Raw genomic sequence first — 21,360 nt, forward strand, 5'->3', positions numbered from 1 at the left:
TCAGCCATGAGCCGCTTTGGTAAGCGTATCATTAATCCATTGATTGACACTTTTTCCGGAGACTTCGGCTGCGATATTAATCGCCGAATGCACCTCCGGAGAAATACGCAGACTGATCTTTCCACTTGCCGGGCGCAGAGGTTCCCTGCCTTGTTTAGCACAGTAAGAAAGGTAATCATCGACTGCTTCTTCGAATGCATTGCGAAGATCGGCAACGTTGTCGGCATGGAAACCAATCACATCACGTATACCGGCGACATGCCCGACGAAGCATAAATCTTCGTCACTGTAATCAATTTTGGCGGCATAGCCCTTATAAGTCATGGTGTTCATGGGGTCACTCCTACTGCGATAAGAAAGGCCATAGCATCCTTGACCTGATAAACTTTGGCTTCCTTTTCAGGATGTGGGCGATGAAAAGAGGCCACAACCTGATTGATTTCGAATCTGACACGGGATCCGTTTCCCTCTGAGACCTTTGCACCTAAGGCAACAAACAGCGCCTCAATTTTTCGCCATTCCAGCGCTGCAGGCGTAGGTAGGGAGAAAATCTGCTGTAATGTTTTTTGGTGTCTGGCGCTTAGTGATGTCATATCAATGCCGTTTCCTTGTGAGTGTGATGCCCGCCAGGACAACTTAATGATATCATTTTTTGATATCACATCAAGGTGAATCGTATCCCTTTCATGCCTGTGCTATAGTAGCGCCCCTAATTCATCAGATGTTCAAAAAATCGCCATGTCGCCAGAATCCCAATCCACTTTTCCCGCTTACCGTTTCTCCATCGCGCCGATGCTCGACTGGACGGACAGACACTGCCGTTACTTCCTGCGTCAACTGTCTCGCCAGACGTTGCTCTATACCGAGATGGTGACGACCGGGGCGATTATTCATGGCAAAGGGGATTATCTGGCGTACAGCGACGAAGAACATCCGGTCGCGCTGCAACTGGGTGGGAGCGATCCGGCGGCGCTGGCACAGTGTGCGAAGCTGGCTGAAGCGCGCGGCTATGACGAAATCAACCTGAATGTGGGTTGCCCGTCCGATCGTGTACAGAACGGCATGTTTGGCGCGTGTCTGATGGGGGAAGCGCAACGGGTAGCCGATTGCGTGAAGGCGATGCGTGACGTGGTGTCGATTCCGGTGACCGTGAAAACGCGCATTGGTATTGATGACCAGGACAGCTATGAATTTCTGTGCGATTTCATTAATACGGTGTCTGGTCGCGGTGAGTGCGAGATGTTCATCATCCATGCGCGTAAGGCCTGGCTTTCTGGTTTAAGTCCGAAGGAAAACCGTGAAATCCCGCCGCTGGACTATCCGCGTGTGTATCAACTGAAACGCGATTTCCCACAACTGACCATGTCCATTAATGGCGGCATTAAATCGCTGGAAGAGGCGAAGGCGCACCTTGAACATATGGATGGCGTCATGGTCGGGCGTGAAGCCTATCAGAACCCCGGCATTCTGGCCGCTGTTGATCGCGAAATCTTTGGCGCCGCGACCACGGATGCCGATCCGGTAGAGGTGGTACGGGCGATGTACCCGTATATTGAGCGCGAACTGAGTCAGGGCACGTATCTGGGACATATTACGCGCCATATGCTGGGGTTGTTCCAGGGGATCCCAGGCGCGCGCCAGTGGCGCCGTTATCTGAGCGAAAATGCCCATAAAGCCGGTGCCGATATCAATGTGCTGGAGCACGCGCTGAAGCTGGTTGCGGATAAGCGGTAGAATTTCACTAAAAGTTAGTCAATTTCGCCACGCCCTGCGAAAGTTCGCGGGGCGTTATCTTTGTAAATCAATAGATTAAGTTTGGCATGATTCTTGTAATGCTCTGAGCAGAATCCATTAGGGGAGAGCATCATGCTGGAACTACTTTTTGTGCTTGGCTTTTTTATCATGCTGATGGTCACGGGCGTCTCGCTGTTGGGCATTCTGGCCGCGTTAGTTGTGGCCGCGTTCGTGATGTTCCTTGGCGGCATGTTTGCGTTGATGATTAAACTGCTGCCGTGGTTACTGCTGGCCGTTGCGGTGGTGTGGGTGATCAAAGCGATTAAATCGCCAAAAATCCCACAATATCAGCGCAATAACCGCTGGCGTTACTAAAGATGTGAGGGATACATCACAACCTGTGATTTTGGCTTTAGAACCAAATAGGAATTGAACAGCAAATCTGTCACTATTGCGCGACTAACTGATTCATCGAGCTGTACCCTACATACAGCCGAACTAAAAAAGAAAGGGCTTCCCGTGTTGCATGGGAAGCCCAATTTCTTTCAGGAACAAGGGAATCAAGGGATCAGCAAACTCGATCCCTGCGTCGCCCGACTCTCCAGCACTTCATGGGCACGCCGTGCCTCTTTCAACGGATATTTCTGAGCGTCTGGCACATCCACTTTGATCACACCGCTGGCAATCAGTGAAAACAGCTCGTTGCTGGCTTCAGTCAGTTCTTCCGCGTTGGTGATGTAACCCTGAAGAGAAGGGCGCGTGGCGTACAGCGAACCTTTTTGATTCAGAATTCCCAGATTCACGCCGGTTACCGGCCCTGATGCGTTGCCAAAGCTGACCATCAGGCCACGGCGTTGCAGACAATCCAACGAGGCTTCCCACGTGTCCTTACCGACGGAGTCATACACCACCCGAACTTTTTTGCCGCCGGTTACCTCTTTAACCCGCTCAACGATGTTCTCTTCGCGATAGTTAATCACCTGCCATGCACCGGCATCCAGCGCCCGTTGCGCCTTTTGCGCACTGCCGACGGTGCCGATCAATTTCGCGCCCAGCGCTTTCGCCCACTGACAGGCAATCAGCCCAACGCCGCCGGCGGCTGCATGGAACAGGAACGGTTCTTCAGGTTTGATTTCGTAAGTTTTGCGCAGCAAATAAAAAACGGTCAGTCCCTTCAGGAAAGAGGCGGCAGCCTGTTCATAAGAGATGGCATCAGGCAGGATAGCGGCTTTATCGGCCGGCACGTTGTGGACCGAGCTGTAAGCGCCCAGCCCGGATTGCGCATACACCACGCGATCGCCCGCTTTTATATGGCTGACGCCGCTGCCGACTTTGCTGACGACGCCCGCCGCTTCGGTCCCTAAACCGCTCGGCAGCGCGGGGGGGGGATAGAGCCCACTGCGAATATAGGTATCGATGAAGTTAATGCCGATCGCTTTGTTTTCGACCTGGATTTCGTTTGCTGCGGGATCGGCAGGGGTAAAGTCCACGGCCTGAAGCACCTCAGGACCACCATGCTTGTGAAATTCAATTCGTGTTGCCATGATTTCTCCAGTATCATCGGAAGATTAGCGTCAACTCACTTTTATCTCGGTAACTCCATTCACTATGGCAGGAAATAAACCCTTCAACAAACAACAGACTGATGTCCGTGATCGCGACCCACAGGTTGCCGGACTGAAAGTACCGCCGCACTCGATTGAAGCGGAACAGTCGGTGTTGGGCGGTTTGATGCTGGATAATGAACGCTGGGACGATGTCGCCGAGCGCGTGGTAGCGGAAGATTTTTATACCCGCCCACACCGCCATATCTTTACTGAAATGGGGCGATTGCAGGAAACCGGCAGCCCGATTGACCTGATTACGCTCGCGGAATCGCTGGAGCGACAAGGGCAACTGGACAGCGTCGGTGGTTTTGCGTATCTGGCTGAACTCTCCAAAAATACGCCAAGTGCGGCGAACATCAGCGCCTATGCGGATATCGTGCGCGAACGTGCGGTGGTGCGCGACATGATTGCCGTCGCCCATGAAATTGCCGATGCGGGTTTTGATCCGCAGGGGCGCACCAGCGAAGATTTGCTCGATCTCGCCGAGTCCCGCGTCTTTAAAATCGCCGAAAGCCGCGCCAATAAAGACGAAGGCCCGAAAAACATTGCCGATGTGCTCGATGCCACCGTTGCGCGTATCGAACAACTGTTCCAGCAACCGCACGACGGGGTGACGGGGGTTAACACCGGCTATGACGATCTCAATAAAAAGACCGCAGGCCTGCAGCCGTCGGATCTGATTATCGTCGCGGCGCGTCCGTCGATGGGTAAGACCACATTTGCGATGAACCTCGTTGAAAACGCGGCGATGTTGCAGGATAAACCGGTGCTTATCTTCAGTCTGGAAATGCCCTCTGAACAGATTATGATGCGTTCTCTGGCCTCGCTGTCCCGCGTGGATCAGACCCGTATTCGTACCGGGCAGCTGGACGATGAGGACTGGGCGCGCATTTCCGGTACGATGGGCATTCTGCTGGAAAAGCGTAATATCTATATTGATGACTCCTCCGGTCTGACGCCAACGGAAGTGCGCTCCCGCGCGCGCCGTATCGCCCGTGAACACGGCGGTATCGGGCTGATTATGATCGACTACCTGCAACTGATGCGCGTGCCGTCGCTCTCAGACAACCGTACGCTGGAGATTGCTGAAATTTCCCGCTCGCTGAAAGCGTTGGCAAAAGAGCTGCATGTGCCGGTGGTAGCGCTGTCGCAGCTTAACCGCTCGCTGGAACAACGTGCCGATAAGCGCCCGGTCAACTCCGATCTGCGTGAATCCGGCTCCATCGAACAGGATGCCGACTTGATCATGTTTATCTACCGTGACGAGGTTTATCACGAGAACAGCGATCTGAAAGGTATTGCGGAAATCATCATTGGTAAGCAGCGTAACGGCCCCATCGGGACGGTACGACTGACCTTTAACGGACAATGGTCGCGCTTCGATAATTATGCGGGACCCCAGTACGACGACGAGTAAATCCTCTCCTTCCTTTGCGCCACAGCGGTGTTGGTCGCCTTGCTGTGACTCAAATGTTTTCGAGGATTGTTTCTTTATTAAGGCAAGGAATGACAATGCAAGCGGCAACTGTCGTTATTAACCGCCGCGCTCTGCGACACAACCTGCAACGCCTGCGTGAACTGGCACCTGCCAGTAAGCTGGTTGCGGTCGTGAAAGCGAACGCTTACGGACACGGTCTGTTAGAGACTGCGCGAACGCTCCCCGATGCTGACGCTTTTGGTGTGGCACGTCTCGAAGAAGCCTTGCGTCTGCGCGCAGGGGGGATCACGCAGCCCATCCTGCTGCTGGAAGGTTTTTTTGAGGCAGCCGATCTGCCCACCATTTCCGCCCAGCATTTGCATACGGCGGTCCATAACCAGGAACAACTGGCTGCGCTGGAAGCCGCAGAACTGGATGAACCGGTGACCGTATGGATGAAACTCGACACCGGTATGCATCGTCTGGGCGTGCTTCCCGAAGAGGCGAACGCCTTCTGGCAGCGCCTGACGCAATGTAAAAATGTGCGCCAGCCAGTGAACATCGTCAGCCATTTTGCCCGCGCGGATGAGCCGGAATGCGGCGCGACTGAACGACAGCTTGATGTGTTCAATACCTTTTGTGAAGGTAAAGCGGGCCAACGCTCGATTGCCGCCTCCGGCGGGATTTTACTCTGGCCGCAGTCGCATTTTGACTGGGTTCGTCCGGGCATTATTCTCTACGGAGTGTCGCCGCTGGAAAACCAGTCCACAGGGGCAGATTTCGGCTGCCAGCCGGTCATGTCGCTGACCTCCAGCCTGATCGCGGTGCGCGAGCATAAAGTGGGCGAGCCGGTTGGCTATGGCGGAACATGGATCAGTGAACGTGATACGCGTCTTGGCGTCGTGGCGATGGGCTATGGCGATGGTTATCCACGCGCAGCGCCATCGGGAACGCCGGTACTGGTGAATGGCCGAGAAGTACCGATTGTAGGTCGCGTGGCAATGGACATGGTGTGTGTTGATCTTGGTCCACAGGCAGAAGATAAGGCCGGTGACCCGGTGATTTTATGGGGGGAAGGTCTCCCGGTTGAACGCATTGCGTCCATTACAAAAGTAAGTGCTTACGAACTGATTACTCGCCTGACCTCACGGGTGGCAATGAAGTATATCGATTAAGCGAGTGAGTGGAGTGCCGGATGGCGGCGTAAGCGCCTTATCCGGCCTACGGTCAGCAAGCATTGCAACAATCCATGCCGGATAAGCGTCAGCGCCATCCGGCAATATTCCCACCAGGCGCTCGATCTTCCTCTCCATCCGGTTTATTGTGTCTTATCCCCTGCCTGTAAACCTGGAGAACCATCGCGTGTTTCAAAAAGTTGACGCCTACGCTGGCGACCCGATTCTGTCGCTCATGGAGCGGTTCAAAGAAGATCCGCGTAGTGACAAAGTGAATCTGAGTATCGGTCTGTATTACAACGAAGACGGGATTATCCCGCAGTTGAAAGCGGTGGCGAAAGCCGAAGCGCGTCTTAACGCGCAGCCGCACGGCGCCTCGCTGTATCTGCCGATGGAAGGGTTGAATACCTATCGTCATACCATCGCGCCATTGCTGTTTGGGGCTGATCATCCGGTTCTCCAGCAGCAGCGTGTGGCGACCATCCAGACATTGGGTGGCTCTGGTGCGCTGAAAGTGGGGGCCGATTTCCTCAAGCGTTATTTCCCGGATTCCGGCGTGTGGGTCAGCGACCCGACGTGGGAAAACCATATCGCTATTTTTGAAGGGGCTGGATTTACCGTCAGCACCTATCCCTGGTACGACAATACTACCAACGGTGTGCGTTTCAACGATCTGCTGGCGACCCTGAAAAAGCTGCCTGCGCGTAGTATCGTCCTGTTGCATCCTTGCTGCCATAACCCGACGGGCGCGGATTTAACGCACGCGCAATGGGATGCGGTTATCGAAATCCTGAAAGCGGGCGATCTGATCCCGTTCCTCGATATCGCTTACCAGGGGTTTGGCGCCGGGATGGACGACGATGCTTATGCTATCCGCGCGATTGCCAGCGCCGGGCTGCCTGCCCTGGTCAGCAACTCATTCTCGAAAATCTTCTCTCTGTACGGCGAGCGCGTCGGTGGGCTTTCTGTCGTCTGTGAAGATGCCTCCACCGCAGGCCGCGTGCTGGGGCAACTGAAAGCAACCGTGCGCCGTAACTACTCCAGCCCGCCAAACTTTGGGGCGCAGGTGGTCGCGACGGTGCTCGGCGATGAGGCGTTGAAAGCGGACTGGTTAGCAGAAGTGGAGGCGATGCGTTGCCGTATTCTGGCAATGCGCCAGGAGCTGGTGAACGTGCTAACCGCTACGATTCCGGGCCGTAATTTCGACTATCTGCTGCAACAGCGCGGCATGTTCAGTTACACCGGGCTGAGCGCGGCTCAGGTCGATCGCCTGCGCGACGAGTTTGGCGTCTATCTGATTGCCAGTGGGCGTATGTGCGTGGCCGGTCTGAACGTGGCGAATGTGCAACGTGTAGCAAAAGCCTTTGCGGCGGTGATGTAATTTCTCTCAGGCCGGTTGAACCGGCCTTTTTTCTTCTATATGTGATCACCCTCTTTTTCCAGGGTTAAACCGCAGAAAATTCTTCCTTTCACCTGCCGCTGGGGTTATGGTCAGAGAGTTTGTCGAATAGTCGTACTAATAAAATCATAACTAAATGACTTCACAGGGAAAAATATGCGAAAGATCACACTGGCGTTGAGCGCCATCTGCTTACTTTTCACGTTGAACCATTCTGCCAGCGCGCTGGCTTCTTCACCTTCCCCATTAAACCCCGGCACTAACGTTGCGAAACTCGCGGAACAAGCTCCAGTTCACTGGGTTTCCGTAGCGCAGATCGAAAACAGCCTGACCGGTCGTCCGCCAATGGCCGTTGGTTTTGATATTGATGACACCGTGTTGTTTTCCAGCCCCGGATTCTGGCGTGGAAAGAAAACCTGGTCCCCGGACAGCGAAGCATATCTGAAGAATCCGGCGTTCTGGGAGAAAATGAACAACGGCTGGGATGAATTCAGTATTCCAAAAGAGGTCGCGCGCCAGTTGATCGACATGCACGTTCGTCGCGGTGACAGTATCTTTTTTATCACCGGACGTTCGCCGACCAAAACCGAAACCGTATCGAAAACGCTGGCCGATAACTTCCATATTCCGGCGGCAAATATGAATCCGGTCATTTTTGCCGGAGATAAGCCGGGTCAGAACACCAAAACGCAGTGGTTGCAGGATAAAAACATCCGCATGTTCTATGGTGACTCGGATAACGACATTACCGCCGCGCAGGATGCGGGCATTCGTGGGATCCGCATTCTGCGCGCCTCAAACTCGACCTACAGACCGTTGCCCCAGGCTGGCGCGTATGGTGAAGAGGTGATCGTAAATTCGGAGTACTAACCGGCGGGTGAGTATCTGCTGTTTTTTTAAACAAAATTGATCTGCCAGCTTTTACCTTTTGCTGTCTTGCTGCACACTGAATATACCCGTCATACTTCAAGCTGCTTATGCGTTGGCTGCACCCGATCACCCTGGTCACTTACTCAAGTAAGCTCCCGGGGACTCACAGGTTTGCCACCTTTAAGCAACTCGAATTATTTTGGGTATAGATGACATTTCAGTGGAGCATCACGCTTGCAAGGGGAATCACGATGACCAATTCGGAGTTACTGCAATACTGCATGGCGAAAATCGGCGCAGAGCAGAGTGTGCACAGTGACTGGAAAGCCACACAAATCAAAGTTGAAGATGTGCTCTTTGCCATGGTGAAAGAGGTGGAAGGTCGCCCGGCGGTGTCTCTGAAAACCAGCCCCGAACTGGCCGAGCTATTACGCCAGCAGCACAGCGACGTGCGTCCGAGCCGACATCTGAATAAAGCGCACTGGAGCACCGTCTATCTGGACGGATCGCTGCCGGATTCGCAAATTTATTATCTGGTGGATGCCTCGTATCAACAGGCGGTGAATACGCTGCCGGAAGAGAAACGCAAACTGCTGGTGGAGCCGTAAAAAACGCCGTTCAGTGTGGAAGATGAACGGCGTTTTGTCTTTTACAGCATCGGTTTCAGGAAGCGGGCCGTGTGTGAGGCTTCACATTCCGCCACGGTTTCCGGCGTACCGGAGACGAGGATTTCACCGCCGCCGCTGCCGCCTTCCGGACCGAGATCCACAATCCAGTCCGCCGTTTTAATGACGTCCAGGTTGTGCTCAATCACCACGATAGTATTGCCCTGATCGCGCAACTGATGGAGCACGTCCAGCAACTGCTGGATATCGGCAAAGTGCAGACCTGTAGTCGGTTCATCCAGAATATAGAGCGTCTGGCCGGTGCCGCGTTTGGACAGCTCGCGTGCCAGCTTCACGCGCTGCGCTTCACCGCCGGAGAGCGTTGTCGCCGACTGGCCGAGACGAATGTAGGTCAGACCGACATCCATCAGGGTTTGCAGCTTACGTGCCAGCGCCGGGACGGCATCAAAGAATTCACGCGCTTCTTCGATAGTCATATCCAGCACTTCGTGGATGGTTTTGCCCTTATACTTAATCTCCAGCGTTTCGCGGTTATAGCGCTTGCCCTTGCACTGATCGCACGGCACGTAAATATCCGGCAGGAAGTGCATCTCGACTTTAATCACGCCATCGCCCTGACAGGCTTCACAACGCCCGCCGCGAACGTTAAAACTGAAACGCCCCGGCGTATAGCCGCGTGAACGTGATTCCGGTACGCCAGCAAACAGCTCACGCACTGGCGTAAACACGCCCGTGTACGTTGCCGGGTTGGAGCGCGGCGTGCGTCCAATCGGGCTCTGATCGATGTCGATGACCTTATCAAAATGCTCCAGCCCCTGCACGTCGCGGTACGGCGCCGGTTCGGCGATGGTCGCACCGTTCAACTGGCGCTGCGCAATCGGGAACAGCGTATCGTTAATCAGGGTCGACTTACCGGAACCTGACACGCCGGTGATGCAGGTGAACAGGCCAACCGGCAGCGTCAGCGTCACGTCTTTCAGGTTGTTGCCGCGCGCACCGGTCAGTTTCAGCACTTTCTCCGGGTTCGCGGGCACGCGCTGTTTCGGCACTTCAATCTTGCGTTTGCCGCTCATGTACTGGCCGGTCAGGGACTCCGGCACCGCCATAATCGCTTCCAGCGGACCTTCGGCAACCACTTCGCCGCCGTGGACGCCGGCACCCGGACCGATATCAATCACGTGATCGGCAGCGCGAATCGCATCTTCATCGTGCTCCACCACAATTACGGTATTGCCTAGATTCCGCAGGTGAACAAGCGTCCCAAGCAGACGCTCGTTATCGCGCTGATGAAGGCCGATAGACGGCTCATCCAGCACGTACATCACGCCGACCAGACCGGCGCCAATCTGACTTGCCAGACGAATACGCTGGGCTTCGCCGCCAGAGAGCGTTTCCGCAGAACGGGACAGCGTCAGATAGTTGAGGCCAACGTTGACCAGGAACTTGAGGCGGTCGCCAATCTCTTTGAGGATTTTCTCTGCAATTTTCGCCCGCTGACCGGCGAGTTTGAGATTGTTGAAGAAGTCCATCGCATGGCCGATGCTCATGTCGGAAATGGTCGGCAGCGGCGTATTCTCAACAAAGACATGGCGCGCTTCACGACGCAGACGAGTTCCTTCACAACTGGCGCACGGGCGGTTACTGATGAACTTGGCGAGCTCTTCCCGTACCGCACTGGATTCCGTCTCTTTATAGCGGCGCTCCATGTTGTGCAGTACGCCTTCGAACGGATGGCGGCGCACGGAGGTATCGCCACGATCGTTCATATATTTGAATTCAATGCTCTCTTTACCAGAACCGTACAGTACGACTTTGTGCACGTTCGCACTCAGGCTGGACCACGGGGCTTCAACATCGAACTTGTAGTGTTCCGCCAGCGATTTCAGCATCTGGAAGTAATAGAAGTTACGGCGATCCCAGCCGCGGATGGCACCGCCTGCCAGCGACAGCTCAGGGTTCTGGATCACGCGATCGGGGTCGAAATACTGCTGTACGCCGAGGCCATCGCAGGTCGGGCAGGCGCCCGCTGGGTTGTTAAAGGAGAACAGGCGCGGTTCCAGTTCGCGCATGCTGTAGCCGCAGATCGGGCAGGCGAAGTTGGCGGAAAAGAGCAGTTCTTCTGCTTTTTCGTCATCCATATCAGCAACGACTGCCGTGCCGCCGGAAAGCTCCAGCGCGGTCTCAAACGACTCCGCCAGACGAGTGCTCAGATCGTCACGCACTTTGAAACGATCGATCACCACCTCGATAGTGTGTTTCTTCTGCAGTTCCAGCTTCGGCGGATCGGAGAGGTCACAGACTTCGCCATCGATACGGGCGCGGATATAACCCTGGCTTGCCAGGTTTTCCAGCGTTTTGGTGTGCTCGCCCTTACGCTCTTTAATCACCGGCGCCAGCAGCATCAGGCGTTTGCCCTCCGGCTGCGACAGGACGTTATCCACCATCTGACTAACGGTCTGCGCCGCCAGCGGAACATCGTGATCCGGACAGCGCGGTTCGCCAACGCGGGCAAACAGCAGACGCAGGTAGTCGTGGATTTCGGTAATGGTGCCGACCGTGGAGCGCGGGTTGTGGGACGTCGATTTCTGTTCAATTGAGATGGCGGGCGACAGCCCCTCAATGTGGTCGACATCCGGTTTTTCCATCAGCGACAGAAACTGACGTGCATAGGCGGAAAGGGATTCAACGTAACGACGCTGCCCTTCGGCATACAAGGTGTCGAAAGCGAGCGAGGATTTGCCTGACCCCGACAGCCCGGTCACGACAATCAGTTTGTCGCGGGGGATGACGAGGTTGATATTTTTGAGATTATGGGTGCGGGCGCCCCGAACTTCGATCTTATCCATTCACCTTTCCCGGATTAAACGCTTTTTTGCCTGGCGCAGCAGGGTGCCGCCGGCGATCACAAACGGTTAATTATGACACAATAAAGCCTGAATGAATATACAGTATTGGAATGCAAAACGCAGAGTCTTGTGTAACAATGTCCGGCTGAGGTTGTTTCGCGGAATCCGCGTCGCAACATAGTAAATTCGCTATTGGTAATGCTACAATCGCGCGTTTACACTTATTAAGAAACGTTTTCAGGAGACTCGATCATGGCCAGCAGAGGCGTAAATAAGGTTATTCTCGTGGGTAATCTGGGCCAGGACCCGGAAGTACGCTACATGCCGAATGGTGGCGCAGTCGCCAACATCACGCTGGCTACTTCCGAATCCTGGCGTGATAAGCAGACCGGCGAGATGAAAGAGCAGACGGAGTGGCACCGCGTTGTGCTGTTCGGCAAACTGGCGGAAGTGGCCAGCGAATATCTGCGTAAAGGTTCTCAGGTCTACATTGAAGGTCAGTTACGTACCCGTAAATGGACCGATCAGTCCGGCGTCGAGAAGTACACCACAGAAGTGGTGGTGAACGTGGGCGGCACCATGCAGATGCTGGGTGGCCGTCAGGGCGGCGGCGCACCGGCTGGTGGTCAGCAGCAGCAGGGCAGTTGGGGTCAGCCTCAGCAGCCACAGGGCGGCAGCCAGTTCAGCGGCGGCGCACAGTCTCGTCCGCAGCAGCAGTCTGCTCCGGCAGCACCGTCTAATGAGCCGCCGATGGACTTTGATGACGATATTCCATTCTGATCACGTCAGTTTAGCGCTGTGCTAAATAAAAATCACAAAGCCCCGTTTCTGACGGGGTTTTTTTTACATATACGCAAAGAAAAAATAATAGCCGAACAAACGGAAAGTTATTTTCGAAAAATTAAAAATCACATAATTCAAAAGCTAATTGATTTCTTAAAAATAAGATCACTCTACTTATAGTTATATAAATTAATGTAAAGAAACGTAATTCAGCCCAATTGAAATATTGACAAGTGAATGTGGTGTTCAAAATAATATATTGCGTTATCAATTCACCATTAATATAAATGTATTGCTTATCTCTTCTGTTAATGAGGTATTGGTAATCGCATCGATGTTTTAATTTTGTTGTGTTGGAGCTGTATATGTATCAATGGAAGATTAATTCAACATTATTAGTGCCTTTAGCATTGTCGGTCAGTATTAGTCATATTCTTTATTCTGGAAATGCATTTGCCAAAAAATATGAGCTTAATTTTATTGGTAAATCGGCTGATAAAGGGGTAAGCATCAAGGATACGATTACACAGGATAATCAGTATGACTTCGCAGTAAAGGTCGATAACCCCGATCTCCCGGAGGGGAATGGACTTGAGGTGCGTATCGGTAATGTCACCGCAGCGCAGTCGGGTGCTTATGCTATCGGTGATTACAAGGTAACTATCGATGGCAAAACGCAGATGGAACATCCCGCAGGGTTAGCCTTCTTTGGTCTTTCCGTTGAGGGTAAAGATTCTCGTGTCTCCGTAGATAACTTTACGCTTAACAATACATTTTTAGTGGGTTCGAAATACAATCATAATAATACGGCGCTTTACGCTGGCAGCGGATCTAATATAGATTTAAACGGTGGTGTCTATATACGATCTATTATTGAACATACTGAGGATGGCAAAGAGGCAACCGTTGCGAATAATGGTTTATATGCCCGTGGTGTAGGTTCTACCATAACAGCTAATGGCGGTAATGTTTATATCAATACGTATGCCAGTAACTTTAAGGAACTACTCGAAAATAATATGGGTTATCCTTCCGGCTCATCGAAAAGTGATGCTGTGAGTGCAAAAGATGGCGGGACGGTGAACATTAACCAGTCTGGTAAAAATCAGGTCAATATTTTTGGCAACCTCGATTTTGGCGAAAAGATGTATCCTAACACCAGCCAGATGAATATTACCTTGAACGGTGCAGATTCTTACTGGCACGGCCATGAAGCCAACGTACTGGATGAAAGTACCGGGAAATGGACTGGTAATCTCAATCTGACGTTAATGAATAACGCGCACTGGATCCCGGATGGTAAAGATGCGCAGATCAGCGCCATCACGCTGAAAGACGGTGGTACTGTCAACCTGCACGGCTTCAACCTGCATACCAACCAGAGCGTTAATGAAACCGTTAAAATTCACGACCTGCGTGGCAATAACGGTATTTTCCTGATTGACGTCAACACCTCGAAAACTGACGACCAGCGGCGCAACGGCAGCGACTTCATCGAAGTGGTGAGAAGTAGCACTGGCGGTACACATGCCATTGAAGCGCTGAACGTCGATAAGCTGGTCTCCCTGAAGGAAGACTTATGGGTGGCTGATGCCGCGAACAACGTTAAGTTTGAAGCTTACGACAAAATCGATATCACCAACGAGTACGTTTACGACTATAAACCGCTGCTGCGTTCCGATATCCGCGAAGGCGATCCGGCCAGCCAGTACGGCACGAACTGGTACATTACCGGGGTTTCCACCAAAGCCAGCGCCGCTAGCCATACCGCTATTGCAAATGCCAGTGTGAACTATGCGGCGGCAACCGCTCGCCTCGAAATCGACAGCCTGAATAAGCGATTGGGCGAGTTGCGTAACGATCAGCAGAAAAATGGTCTGTGGATGCGCTACAAAGGCGGCGAGCTGGAAAGCGATAAAGGCAGCTATTTCAAAACGCAGTATCACTTCTGGCAATTGGGTTACGACAATAAAGAGGAAGGAGAAAACGCCATCTGGACTCGCGGTATTGCCGCACATTACATGAAGGGCAATTCTGATTTTGATTATGGTTCTGGCGATAACAAGAGCTTTGGCGGATCGCTCTACAGCGCATGGAATCGTCCTGAGAAACAGGATTACCTGGACCTTGTTTTAAAATACAGCCATCACGACAGTGATTTTGACTATCAGAACGTGTATGGCAACAGCGGCAAAGGCGACACCAGCACCTGGTCACTTAGCGCCAGTGCGGAATATGGTCGAGAATTTACGGTCGGGAAAACGTCCTTTATCGAGCCGCAGGCACAGCTGGTTTACACTTATATTGATGACGCGCGATACACCACCAGCAGCGGTCTGAAAGTGCATCAGAAAGATATTGATAGCCTGATCGGTCGCGTCGGCGTGCGTATTGGGCACCGCTTTGAGGATCGCCCCAACAGCGATGTTTATCTGAAAGTGGACTGGCTGCATGAATTTGCCGGCGATCGCGATGTGATTGTGCGCGGTAAAGACGCCACGTTGAAAGTGACGGAAGGCGGCAGCGACAGCTGGATCAACTACGGTATTGGCACCAACGTCCAACTGACTCAGGAAAATAACTCCCGCTTGTACCTGGATCTGGAAAAATCGGCTGGCGGTGATATTGATACCAACTGGCAGGTGAATGCGGGTTTCCGGTTTGAGTGGTAATTGGGCCATATAACAATGCGTTAATCTGTCATTGCACATGAAGAAGGCCTCCCATGTCGGGAGGCCTTTTTTATCAGTCGATGCCGTCAGTGATTTACGGCACAACGGATGGGGGAGGAGCTTTTCCTCCCGCGAGAAGGCTCGGGTGAAATCAGGTTAATACCATCGGCCATTCCGGCGGAGTCTGGCTCATCACTTCGACCATCACGGATTCAATGTTGTTCCAGATGGCGGAGAGATCCATCAGGGTGATGCCGAGTAATCCCGTCGCAAACCAGCAGGCGGCGACAACCCCAAGCCCACTGCTGATCACAGCCAGACCAATGTAATCTGAGCGACGAAAACGAATATTCAATGTGCTGGCGAGAAACATGAGCACAGCGCTCAGCAGTTGCCAGCGGAGAAGAACCACGCCAGTGGTTAGGGTAGCCATGAAATATTTCCTCTGAGAGTAGCAGGTGCCCTGGACAGCGCGTCGTTTTCACGGGAGGCGTGGCGCACTCTGGCTATCGATGGGCATTCACATCAACACTAAATGAAACATTGTTTTTGTTTCATAATATTTGTGAACTATATCACGATTATGCATTCGCTCGCCAGCCTGCGCGCCTCTTTTTTGCTTGTTTTATAACCATAATTTATTTGTGGTTATGGGCTGGCCTGTGAGTACAGGTTAATCGTGGTGTCACCGGAGGGACGCAAACCGAATAAAGGTGCATTAACTCTACCTTTTCTGTTTTGTCAAAAAATAACCATTTTTAAAAATTTAGCTTAATTTCTTTTTGCGAATAGCCCGGCAAAATCTTTTTAAGAATCTACTCCTTTTAGAGAATGGATTACCCTTAATAAAATTAATCATCACTTCAGGTTTGCCTTACGGTCGAATATTATCAGCATCCCACAATATCAGACTTTTACTAATAAAAGACTGTTGCTAATATTGACAGATTCATGCAACGTAATCACCAGTGTGATTACGCATCCTGCCTTGATGATGACAGGCACATAAAATGCAGGGATATAGGGCTGAAATGAATCATCGGGCGCGACGCAGGCTGCTGAGGTTCCTTGGGATAATCATGGTGGTTTTATTACCCATGATGCTGGCGCTATGGTTTGCCCACCTGCAGGCAGTTTCTCAAATCACCAGGCAGTTAAGTACTTTCGCGAACCTGGCTTTAGATAAAACTGAGCTGGTCATTTTACAGGCGGATTTAGCCCGCGATGCGGCTGAACAGTATCAGGGACAAGTCTGTACTCCGGCACATCAACAAAGAATGTTGAATATTATCCGTGGACGCCTCTATATCAACGAGCTAATTTATGCGCAGGGCGACCGTTTTTTATGCTCTACAGTAATGACGCCAGCCGCGCCGTTTATTATGCCGACAGCAGATTATAAACGGAAACCCAACATCTCTATTTATTACTTTCGCGATACGCCTTTTTTTACCGGTTATAAAATGACGTATATGCAGCGCGGAAACTATGTCGCGGTGATCAATCCGCTGTCGTATAGCGAAGTGATGTCTGAAGACCCCACGCTGGCCTGGGGGGTCTTTGATACGGTAACTGACACCTTCTTTTCCGTTAGCGAACAGGCCTGGGCGGCACAACTTTTACCGCTGGTACGGCGTAACGAAGCGATCTTTCAGCAGGATGCGCGTTTTTATACTGTGGTTCGCTCAGACAAACGGCCGATTGCGGTGATTGTTTCCACCTCGATGCAACGGTTTTACCAGAACCGGTATCAACAACTAATGATTACGCTCCCGCTCGCGGCCATCAGCAGTTTTCTGCTGCTAATGCTCTGGTCGCGGGCGCGTCGGCGCTACGACTCCCCGCCACGAATGCTTCAGCGAGCGCTTAAACAGCGCCAGCTTTGCCTCCACTATCAGCCAATCATCGACATCAAAAATGAGAAATGTGTGGGAGCGGAGGCGTTATTGCGCTGGCCGGGATGCAAAGGCCAGGTCATGAGTCCGGTGGAATTCATTCCATTGGCAGAAAAAGAGGGGATGATCGCGCAGATAACCGACTACGTCGTGGAAGAAGTGTTCAGTGATATGGGCACGTTTCTGGCGGCAAACCCGCAGTTGTATATCTCCATCAACCTTTCCGCGTCGGATTTCCACTCTTCACGACTGATTGCCATGATTGCGGATAAAGCGCGCGAATACGGCGTGCTTGCGCAACAAATTAAAGTGGAAGTGACCGAACGAGGATTTATTGATGTGCCGAAAACCACGCCGGTGATCCAGGCATTTCGTCAGGCAGGCTATGAAGTGGCGATTGATGATTTCGGCACAGGCTACTCTAACCTGCACAACCTCTATTCCCTGAATGTCGATATTCTTAAGATCGACAAATCCTTTATCGATACGCTGACCACCAACAGTACCAGCCATCTGATTGCGGAGCATATCATTGAGATGGCGCAAAGCCTGCGTCTGAAGACGATCGCGGAAGGCGTAGAGACGGCGGACCAGGTGAGCTGGCTGCTTAAACGCGGGGTGCAGTATTGTCAGGGGTGGCACTTTGCGAAGGCGCTACCGCCGCAAGACTTTATTCACTGGTTGCAACAACCGCCCGCACTCCTGATGCAGCGCGGACAGTAACACTACAGGCGGTGGCGATAGTCGCTGGGGGTGCGATCGAATTCCCGGCGAAACACGCGAGAAAACGTCTGCTGCGACACATAGCCTAAATCCATTGCAATATCGAATATCGGTCGTTCGGTGTTGCGCAGTTCAACGGCGGCTAATAGCAGCCGGCGCTGACGGATATAGTCACCCAACGTCTGGCGCATCACTGTGCGGAACATCCTTTGTAAATACCACTTTGAATATCCAGATTTTTTCGCGACCACATCAATGTTCAGCGGTTGGTCGATATGTTCATCAATCCATTCAGTAAGCGTCTGAATAATTTGCTGATGGGACATACTGCTGCCTCCTTCTCAGTGTTCGATTCATCTTTTGTCTGCGGGCGAGTATAATTCCTCAAGTTAACTTGAGGTAAAGCGATTTATGGAAAAGAAATTACCGCGAATAAAAGCGATGCTCACGCCGGGCGAAGTGGCAAAGCGCAGCGGCGTGGCGGTTTCCGCACTGCATTTTTATGAAAGCAAGGGGCTGATCAGCAGCACCCGCAACAGCGGCAATCAGCGCAGATATCGGCGTGATGTGCTGCGTTATGTCGCGATCATCAAGATTGCACAGCGGATCGGCATCCCGCTGGCAACGATCAGTGAAGCGCTGGGCGTGCTACCAGAAGGTCATACCCTCAGCGCCAAAGAGTGGAAGCAACTCTCCTCGCAGTGGCGCGACGAACTGGATCGTCGTATTCATACGCTGGTCGCACTGCGTGATGAGCTGGACGGCTGCATTGGCTGTGGCTGTTTATCACGTAAAGACTGCCCGTTGCGTAATCCAGGGGATCGGTTGGGCGAAGAGGGGACGGGGGCGCGTCTGCTGGAAGATGAACAAAACTAAAGCGCCGCAAGGGCGCTTTAGTTTGTTTTCCGGTCTTTGTCTTTCTCTCTATCCCGCTGGTTCACGGGAGGGTTTCCCCCGACGTCAACACCCCTCATTCGAGCACGTGGTGGAGGTTCCGGTTTGTGTTGATACTGTAAGTGTAAGTCGCGTTATCCCATTTACCAGCAAATCTGACGGTTTTTTAGGCGAATTTTTTTCGCGATCTCCCATAATTTACTAGAGTGAGTTAGAGGAGATGACGGGAGAACATCATGCTGACGGTGCATCATTTAAACCAGTCCCGCTCACAGCGCATTCTCTGGGCGCTGGAGGAGTTGTCGCTGCCTTATCAGATTGTGCGCTACCAGCGTGAAAAGAGCATGCTCGCCCCACCGGCACTGAAGAAAATCCATCCACTGGGCAAATCCCCGGTTGTGGAGGATAACGGCGCGATCCTTGCCGAATCCGGCGCAATTCTTGAGTACCTGCAGGACACCTACGACCACAAAGGGCGGTTTAAACCGGATGACGCGGAGTCTACGCGCCAGTATCGCTTCTGGTTGCACTATGCCGAGGGGTCGCTGATGCCGTTGCTGTTAATGAAGCTGGTCTTTTCCGGTCTGGGGAAACCCCCCGTGCCGTTTGGTTTGCGCACGCTGGGCGGCGCGCTGGGGCAAGGCGTGCAAAAAACGTATCTCAATCCGCAACTGGAAACCCACGCACGTTTTATTGACGCGCATCTCGCCGCGCACCCGTGGTTTGCCGGGGAGCATATCAGCATGGCGGATATCCAGATGAGTTTTCCGCTGTTTGCGCTACTGGCGCGTGGCGGTATTGCCGATCTTCCCCATATTTTCGCGTGGAAAAAACGCGTGGAAATGCGTCCCGCCTGGCAACGGGCCATCCAGCAAGGCGGACCCTTTGAGATTCCTGGCGGCTGATGGCGGTTTTTTAGCCGTACTCAACCCGGCATTTGCGACGCTACCTGCAAATTATGTTGCCGGATTGCGCATTGACGATAACGTTTGCGCATCAGTTGGTGATTTCTTCAGCATTAGTGCAAGAAATGCGTAAAAAGCGGCAAAGTTCAGTTGAAAATCCCCGTATGATCGCTGGATAATCGTTTGCTTTTTTTTACTACCCGTTTTTTTATGCGCGGAGCTAAACGTTTGCTTTTTGCGACCCCCTTTTGTCGCGATCAGAGCACAGGGAGTTGACGTTGCGCTGGCAGTGGATTGTCCACCACGCATAAGAACGAATAATAAACTCTCAGGGGATGTTTTCTATGTCTACGCCTTCAGCGCGTACCGGCGGTTCGCTCGACGCCTGGTTTAAAATTTCACACCGTGGAAGCACCGTTCGTCAGGAAGTGGTGGCAGGTTTAACAACGTTTCTGGCGATGGTGTATTCCGTTATCGTCGTGCCTGGCATGTTGGGCAAAGCCGGATTTCCGCCTGCGGCGGTGTTCGTCGCGACCTGTCTGGTGGCCGGTCTGGGTTCTATCGTCATGGGGCTGTGGGCAAACCTGCCGCTGGCGATTGGTTGTGCCATCTCGCTGACCGCCTTCACCGCGTTCAGCCTGGTACTGGGCCAGCAGATTAGCGTTCCGGTTGCGCTCGGCGCGGTATTCCTGATGGGTGTGCTGTTTACCATTATCTCTGCCACCGGGATTCGTAGCTGGATCCTGCGCAATTTGCCGCAGGGCATCGCGCATGGCACCGGCATCGGTATCGGCCTGTTTTTGCTGTTGATCGCGGCGAACGGCGTGGGTCTGGTTATCAAGAATCCGCTGGACGGTCTTCCGGTGGCGCTCGGCCACTTCGCCACCTTCCCGGTGATTATGTCGCTGGTGGGGCTGGCGGTAATTATCGGTCTGGAGAAACTGAAAGTGCCGGGCGGCATTCTGCTGACCATTATCGGCATTTCTGTGGTCGGTCTGATTTTTGATCCGGCGGTGAAATTCTCCGGCATTTTCGCCATGCCGTCGCTGAGCGATGAAAACGGCAAATCGCTGATTGGCAGCCTGGATATCATGGGGGCACTGAATCCGGTTGTTCTGCCAAGCGTCCTGGCGCTGGTGATGACCGCGGTGTTTGATGCCACCGGCACCATCCGCGCTGTGGCGGGTCAGGCGAATCTGCTGGATAAAGACGGGCAGATTATCGATGGCGGTAAAGCGCTGACCACGGACTCCCTGAGCAGCGTGTTCTCCGGTCTGGTGGGGGCTGCGCCTGCCGCGGTTTACATCGAGTCGGCAGCTGGTACGGCAGCAGGCGGTAAAACCGGTCTGACGGCGATCACCGTTGGCGTGCTGTTTCTGCTGATCCTGTTCCTCTCGCCACTTTCTTACCTCGTTCCGGTGTATGCAACGGCGCCTGCGCTGATGTACGTCGGTCTGCTGATGCTGAGCAACGTGGCGAAAATCGATTTCGCAGACTTTGTCGATGCGATGGCGGGTCTGGTGACGGCGGTGTTCATCGTACTGACCTGTAACATCGTGACCGGCATCATGATCGGCTTTGCCACGCTGGTGATTGGTCGCGTGGTGTCGGGTGAGTGGCGTAAGCTGAACATCGGCACCGTGGTGATCGCCGTGGCGCTGGTGGCGTTCTATGCCGGCGGCTGGGCCATCTGATTCCTGGACCGCTCCGAAAAACGGGTGGCTTTTGCCGCCCGTTTTTATTTTCAGCACACTCTCGTTGTCTTTTGCGATACTCTGAAAAAGGTAAAATCGAGGTACGACGCCTCTCAAATA

General features: G+C 52.9%; 19 protein-coding genes. 13 read left to right on the top strand and 6 right to left on the bottom strand.

The features are described from left to right. Together QNN88_RS18080 and QNN88_RS18085 are read right to left on the bottom strand one after the other, a co-directional pair. Positions 1-333: a type II toxin-antitoxin system HicB family antitoxin gene (locus QNN88_RS18080; RefSeq protein ID WP_414241429.1), complete on the bottom strand. Its 333-nt coding sequence runs from the start codon at positions 331-333 to the stop codon at positions 1-3. After that, positions 330-593 carry a type II toxin-antitoxin system HicA family toxin gene (locus tag QNN88_RS18085; RefSeq protein WP_414241430.1) on the bottom strand — a complete coding sequence of 88 codons (264 nt, stop codon included), beginning with the start codon at positions 591-593 and terminating at the stop codon, positions 330-332. The genes QNN88_RS18080 and QNN88_RS18085 overlap by 4 nt, the downstream gene beginning before the upstream one ends. A gap of 145 nt (positions 594-738) precedes the next feature. Between QNN88_RS18085 and dusA the strand changes: the two genes are divergently transcribed. Both dusA and pspG read left to right on the top strand, forming a co-directional pair. Further along, complete coding sequence (gene dusA / locus QNN88_RS18090) at positions 739-1,734, top strand: tRNA dihydrouridine(20/20a) synthase DusA (RefSeq protein ID WP_414241431.1); 996 nt, start codon at positions 739-741, stop codon at positions 1,732-1,734. A 132-nt stretch (positions 1,735-1,866) separates the two neighbouring features. After that, positions 1,867-2,109: an envelope stress response protein PspG gene (pspG, locus tag QNN88_RS18095; protein WP_044257370.1), complete on the top strand. Its 243-nt coding sequence runs from the start codon at positions 1,867-1,869 to the stop codon at positions 2,107-2,109. 185 nt (positions 2,110-2,294) lie between these two features. Here pspG and QNN88_RS18100 read toward each other — a convergent pair whose 3' ends face one another. Further along, positions 2,295-3,278, bottom strand: coding sequence for a quinone oxidoreductase (locus QNN88_RS18100; RefSeq protein ID WP_414241432.1), 984 nt, complete (start codon positions 3,276-3,278; stop codon positions 2,295-2,297). A gap of 64 nt (positions 3,279-3,342) precedes the next feature. On the opposite strand from QNN88_RS18100, the gene dnaB reads away from it, so the two are divergent. The 5 genes from dnaB to QNN88_RS18125 all read left to right on the top strand — a co-directional run bounded on the left by dnaB (position 3,343) and on the right by QNN88_RS18125 (position 8,810). Next, positions 3,343-4,758 (top strand): replicative DNA helicase, encoded by a 1,416-nt coding sequence (dnaB, locus tag QNN88_RS18105; RefSeq protein WP_042321088.1) that lies wholly within the window; start codon positions 3,343-3,345, stop codon positions 4,756-4,758. 95 nt (positions 4,759-4,853) lie between these two features. Further along, positions 4,854-5,933 (top strand): alanine racemase, encoded by a 1,080-nt coding sequence (alr, locus tag QNN88_RS18110; RefSeq protein WP_414241433.1) that lies wholly within the window; start codon positions 4,854-4,856, stop codon positions 5,931-5,933. Between the two features lie 187 nt (positions 5,934-6,120). Next, positions 6,121-7,314: an aromatic amino acid transaminase gene (gene tyrB, locus QNN88_RS18115; RefSeq protein WP_414241434.1), complete on the top strand. Its 1,194-nt coding sequence runs from the start codon at positions 6,121-6,123 to the stop codon at positions 7,312-7,314. Positions 7,315-7,488: 174 nt separating this feature from the next. Beyond that, on the top strand, positions 7,489-8,202 hold the full coding sequence (aphA, locus tag QNN88_RS18120; RefSeq protein ID WP_414241435.1) for an acid phosphatase AphA: 714 nt from the start codon (positions 7,489-7,491) through the stop codon (positions 8,200-8,202). A gap of 251 nt (positions 8,203-8,453) precedes the next feature. Beyond that, positions 8,454-8,810, top strand: coding sequence for an MmcQ/YjbR family DNA-binding protein (locus tag QNN88_RS18125; protein WP_414241436.1), 357 nt, complete (start codon positions 8,454-8,456; stop codon positions 8,808-8,810). A 41-nt stretch (positions 8,811-8,851) separates the two neighbouring features. On the opposite strand, the gene uvrA is transcribed toward QNN88_RS18125, so the two are convergent. After that, on the bottom strand, positions 8,852-11,674 hold the full coding sequence (gene uvrA / locus QNN88_RS18130) for an excinuclease ABC subunit UvrA (RefSeq protein WP_414241437.1): 2,823 nt from the start codon (positions 11,672-11,674) through the stop codon (positions 8,852-8,854). 252 nt (positions 11,675-11,926) lie between these two features. Here uvrA and ssb1 point away from each other — a divergent pair, with 252 nt between their 5' ends. Together ssb1 and QNN88_RS18140 are read left to right on the top strand one after the other, a co-directional pair. Then, complete coding sequence (gene ssb1 / locus QNN88_RS18135; RefSeq protein WP_316962646.1) at positions 11,927-12,454, top strand: single-stranded DNA-binding protein SSB1; 528 nt, start codon at positions 11,927-11,929, stop codon at positions 12,452-12,454. Between the two features lie 368 nt (positions 12,455-12,822). Next, complete coding sequence (locus tag QNN88_RS18140; protein WP_414241438.1) at positions 12,823-15,129, top strand: autotransporter outer membrane beta-barrel domain-containing protein; 2,307 nt, start codon at positions 12,823-12,825, stop codon at positions 15,127-15,129. Between the two features lie 151 nt (positions 15,130-15,280). Here QNN88_RS18140 and QNN88_RS18145 read toward each other — a convergent pair whose 3' ends face one another. Next, positions 15,281-15,562 (bottom strand): YjcB family protein, encoded by a 282-nt coding sequence (locus QNN88_RS18145; protein WP_042999048.1) that lies wholly within the window; start codon positions 15,560-15,562, stop codon positions 15,281-15,283. Between the two features lie 598 nt (positions 15,563-16,160). On the opposite strand from QNN88_RS18145, the gene QNN88_RS18150 reads away from it, so the two are divergent. Beyond that, the gene (locus QNN88_RS18150; RefSeq protein ID WP_414241439.1) at positions 16,161-17,747 is read left to right on the top strand and encodes an EAL domain-containing protein; all 1,587 of its coding nucleotides are present in this window, start codon (positions 16,161-16,163) and stop codon (positions 17,745-17,747) included. A 2-nt stretch (positions 17,748-17,749) separates the two neighbouring features. On the opposite strand, the gene soxS is transcribed toward QNN88_RS18150, so the two are convergent. Further along, the gene (soxS, locus tag QNN88_RS18155) at positions 17,750-18,073 is read right to left on the bottom strand and encodes a superoxide response transcriptional regulator SoxS (RefSeq protein ID WP_414241440.1); all 324 of its coding nucleotides are present in this window, start codon (positions 18,071-18,073) and stop codon (positions 17,750-17,752) included. An 85-nt stretch (positions 18,074-18,158) separates the two neighbouring features. On the opposite strand from soxS, the gene soxR reads away from it, so the two are divergent. From soxR to ghxP, 3 genes are all read left to right on the top strand, one after another. Further along, on the top strand, positions 18,159-18,623 hold the full coding sequence (gene soxR / locus QNN88_RS18160; protein WP_414241441.1) for a redox-sensitive transcriptional activator SoxR: 465 nt from the start codon (positions 18,159-18,161) through the stop codon (positions 18,621-18,623). A gap of 254 nt (positions 18,624-18,877) precedes the next feature. Continuing rightward, entirely contained in the window at positions 18,878-19,546 is a 669-nt protein-coding gene (locus QNN88_RS18165) for a glutathione S-transferase family protein (RefSeq protein ID WP_414241442.1), read from the top strand. 344 nt (positions 19,547-19,890) lie between these two features. Beyond that, positions 19,891-21,240 (top strand): guanine/hypoxanthine transporter GhxP, encoded by a 1,350-nt coding sequence (ghxP, locus tag QNN88_RS18170; protein WP_414241443.1) that lies wholly within the window; start codon positions 19,891-19,893, stop codon positions 21,238-21,240. Positions 21,241-21,360: the final 120 nt, after the last annotated feature.

The organism is Citrobacter sp. ANG330 (assembly GCF_047467925.1).
Lineage (GTDB): Bacteria > Pseudomonadota > Gammaproteobacteria > Enterobacterales > Enterobacteriaceae > Citrobacter_A > Citrobacter_A amalonaticus_G.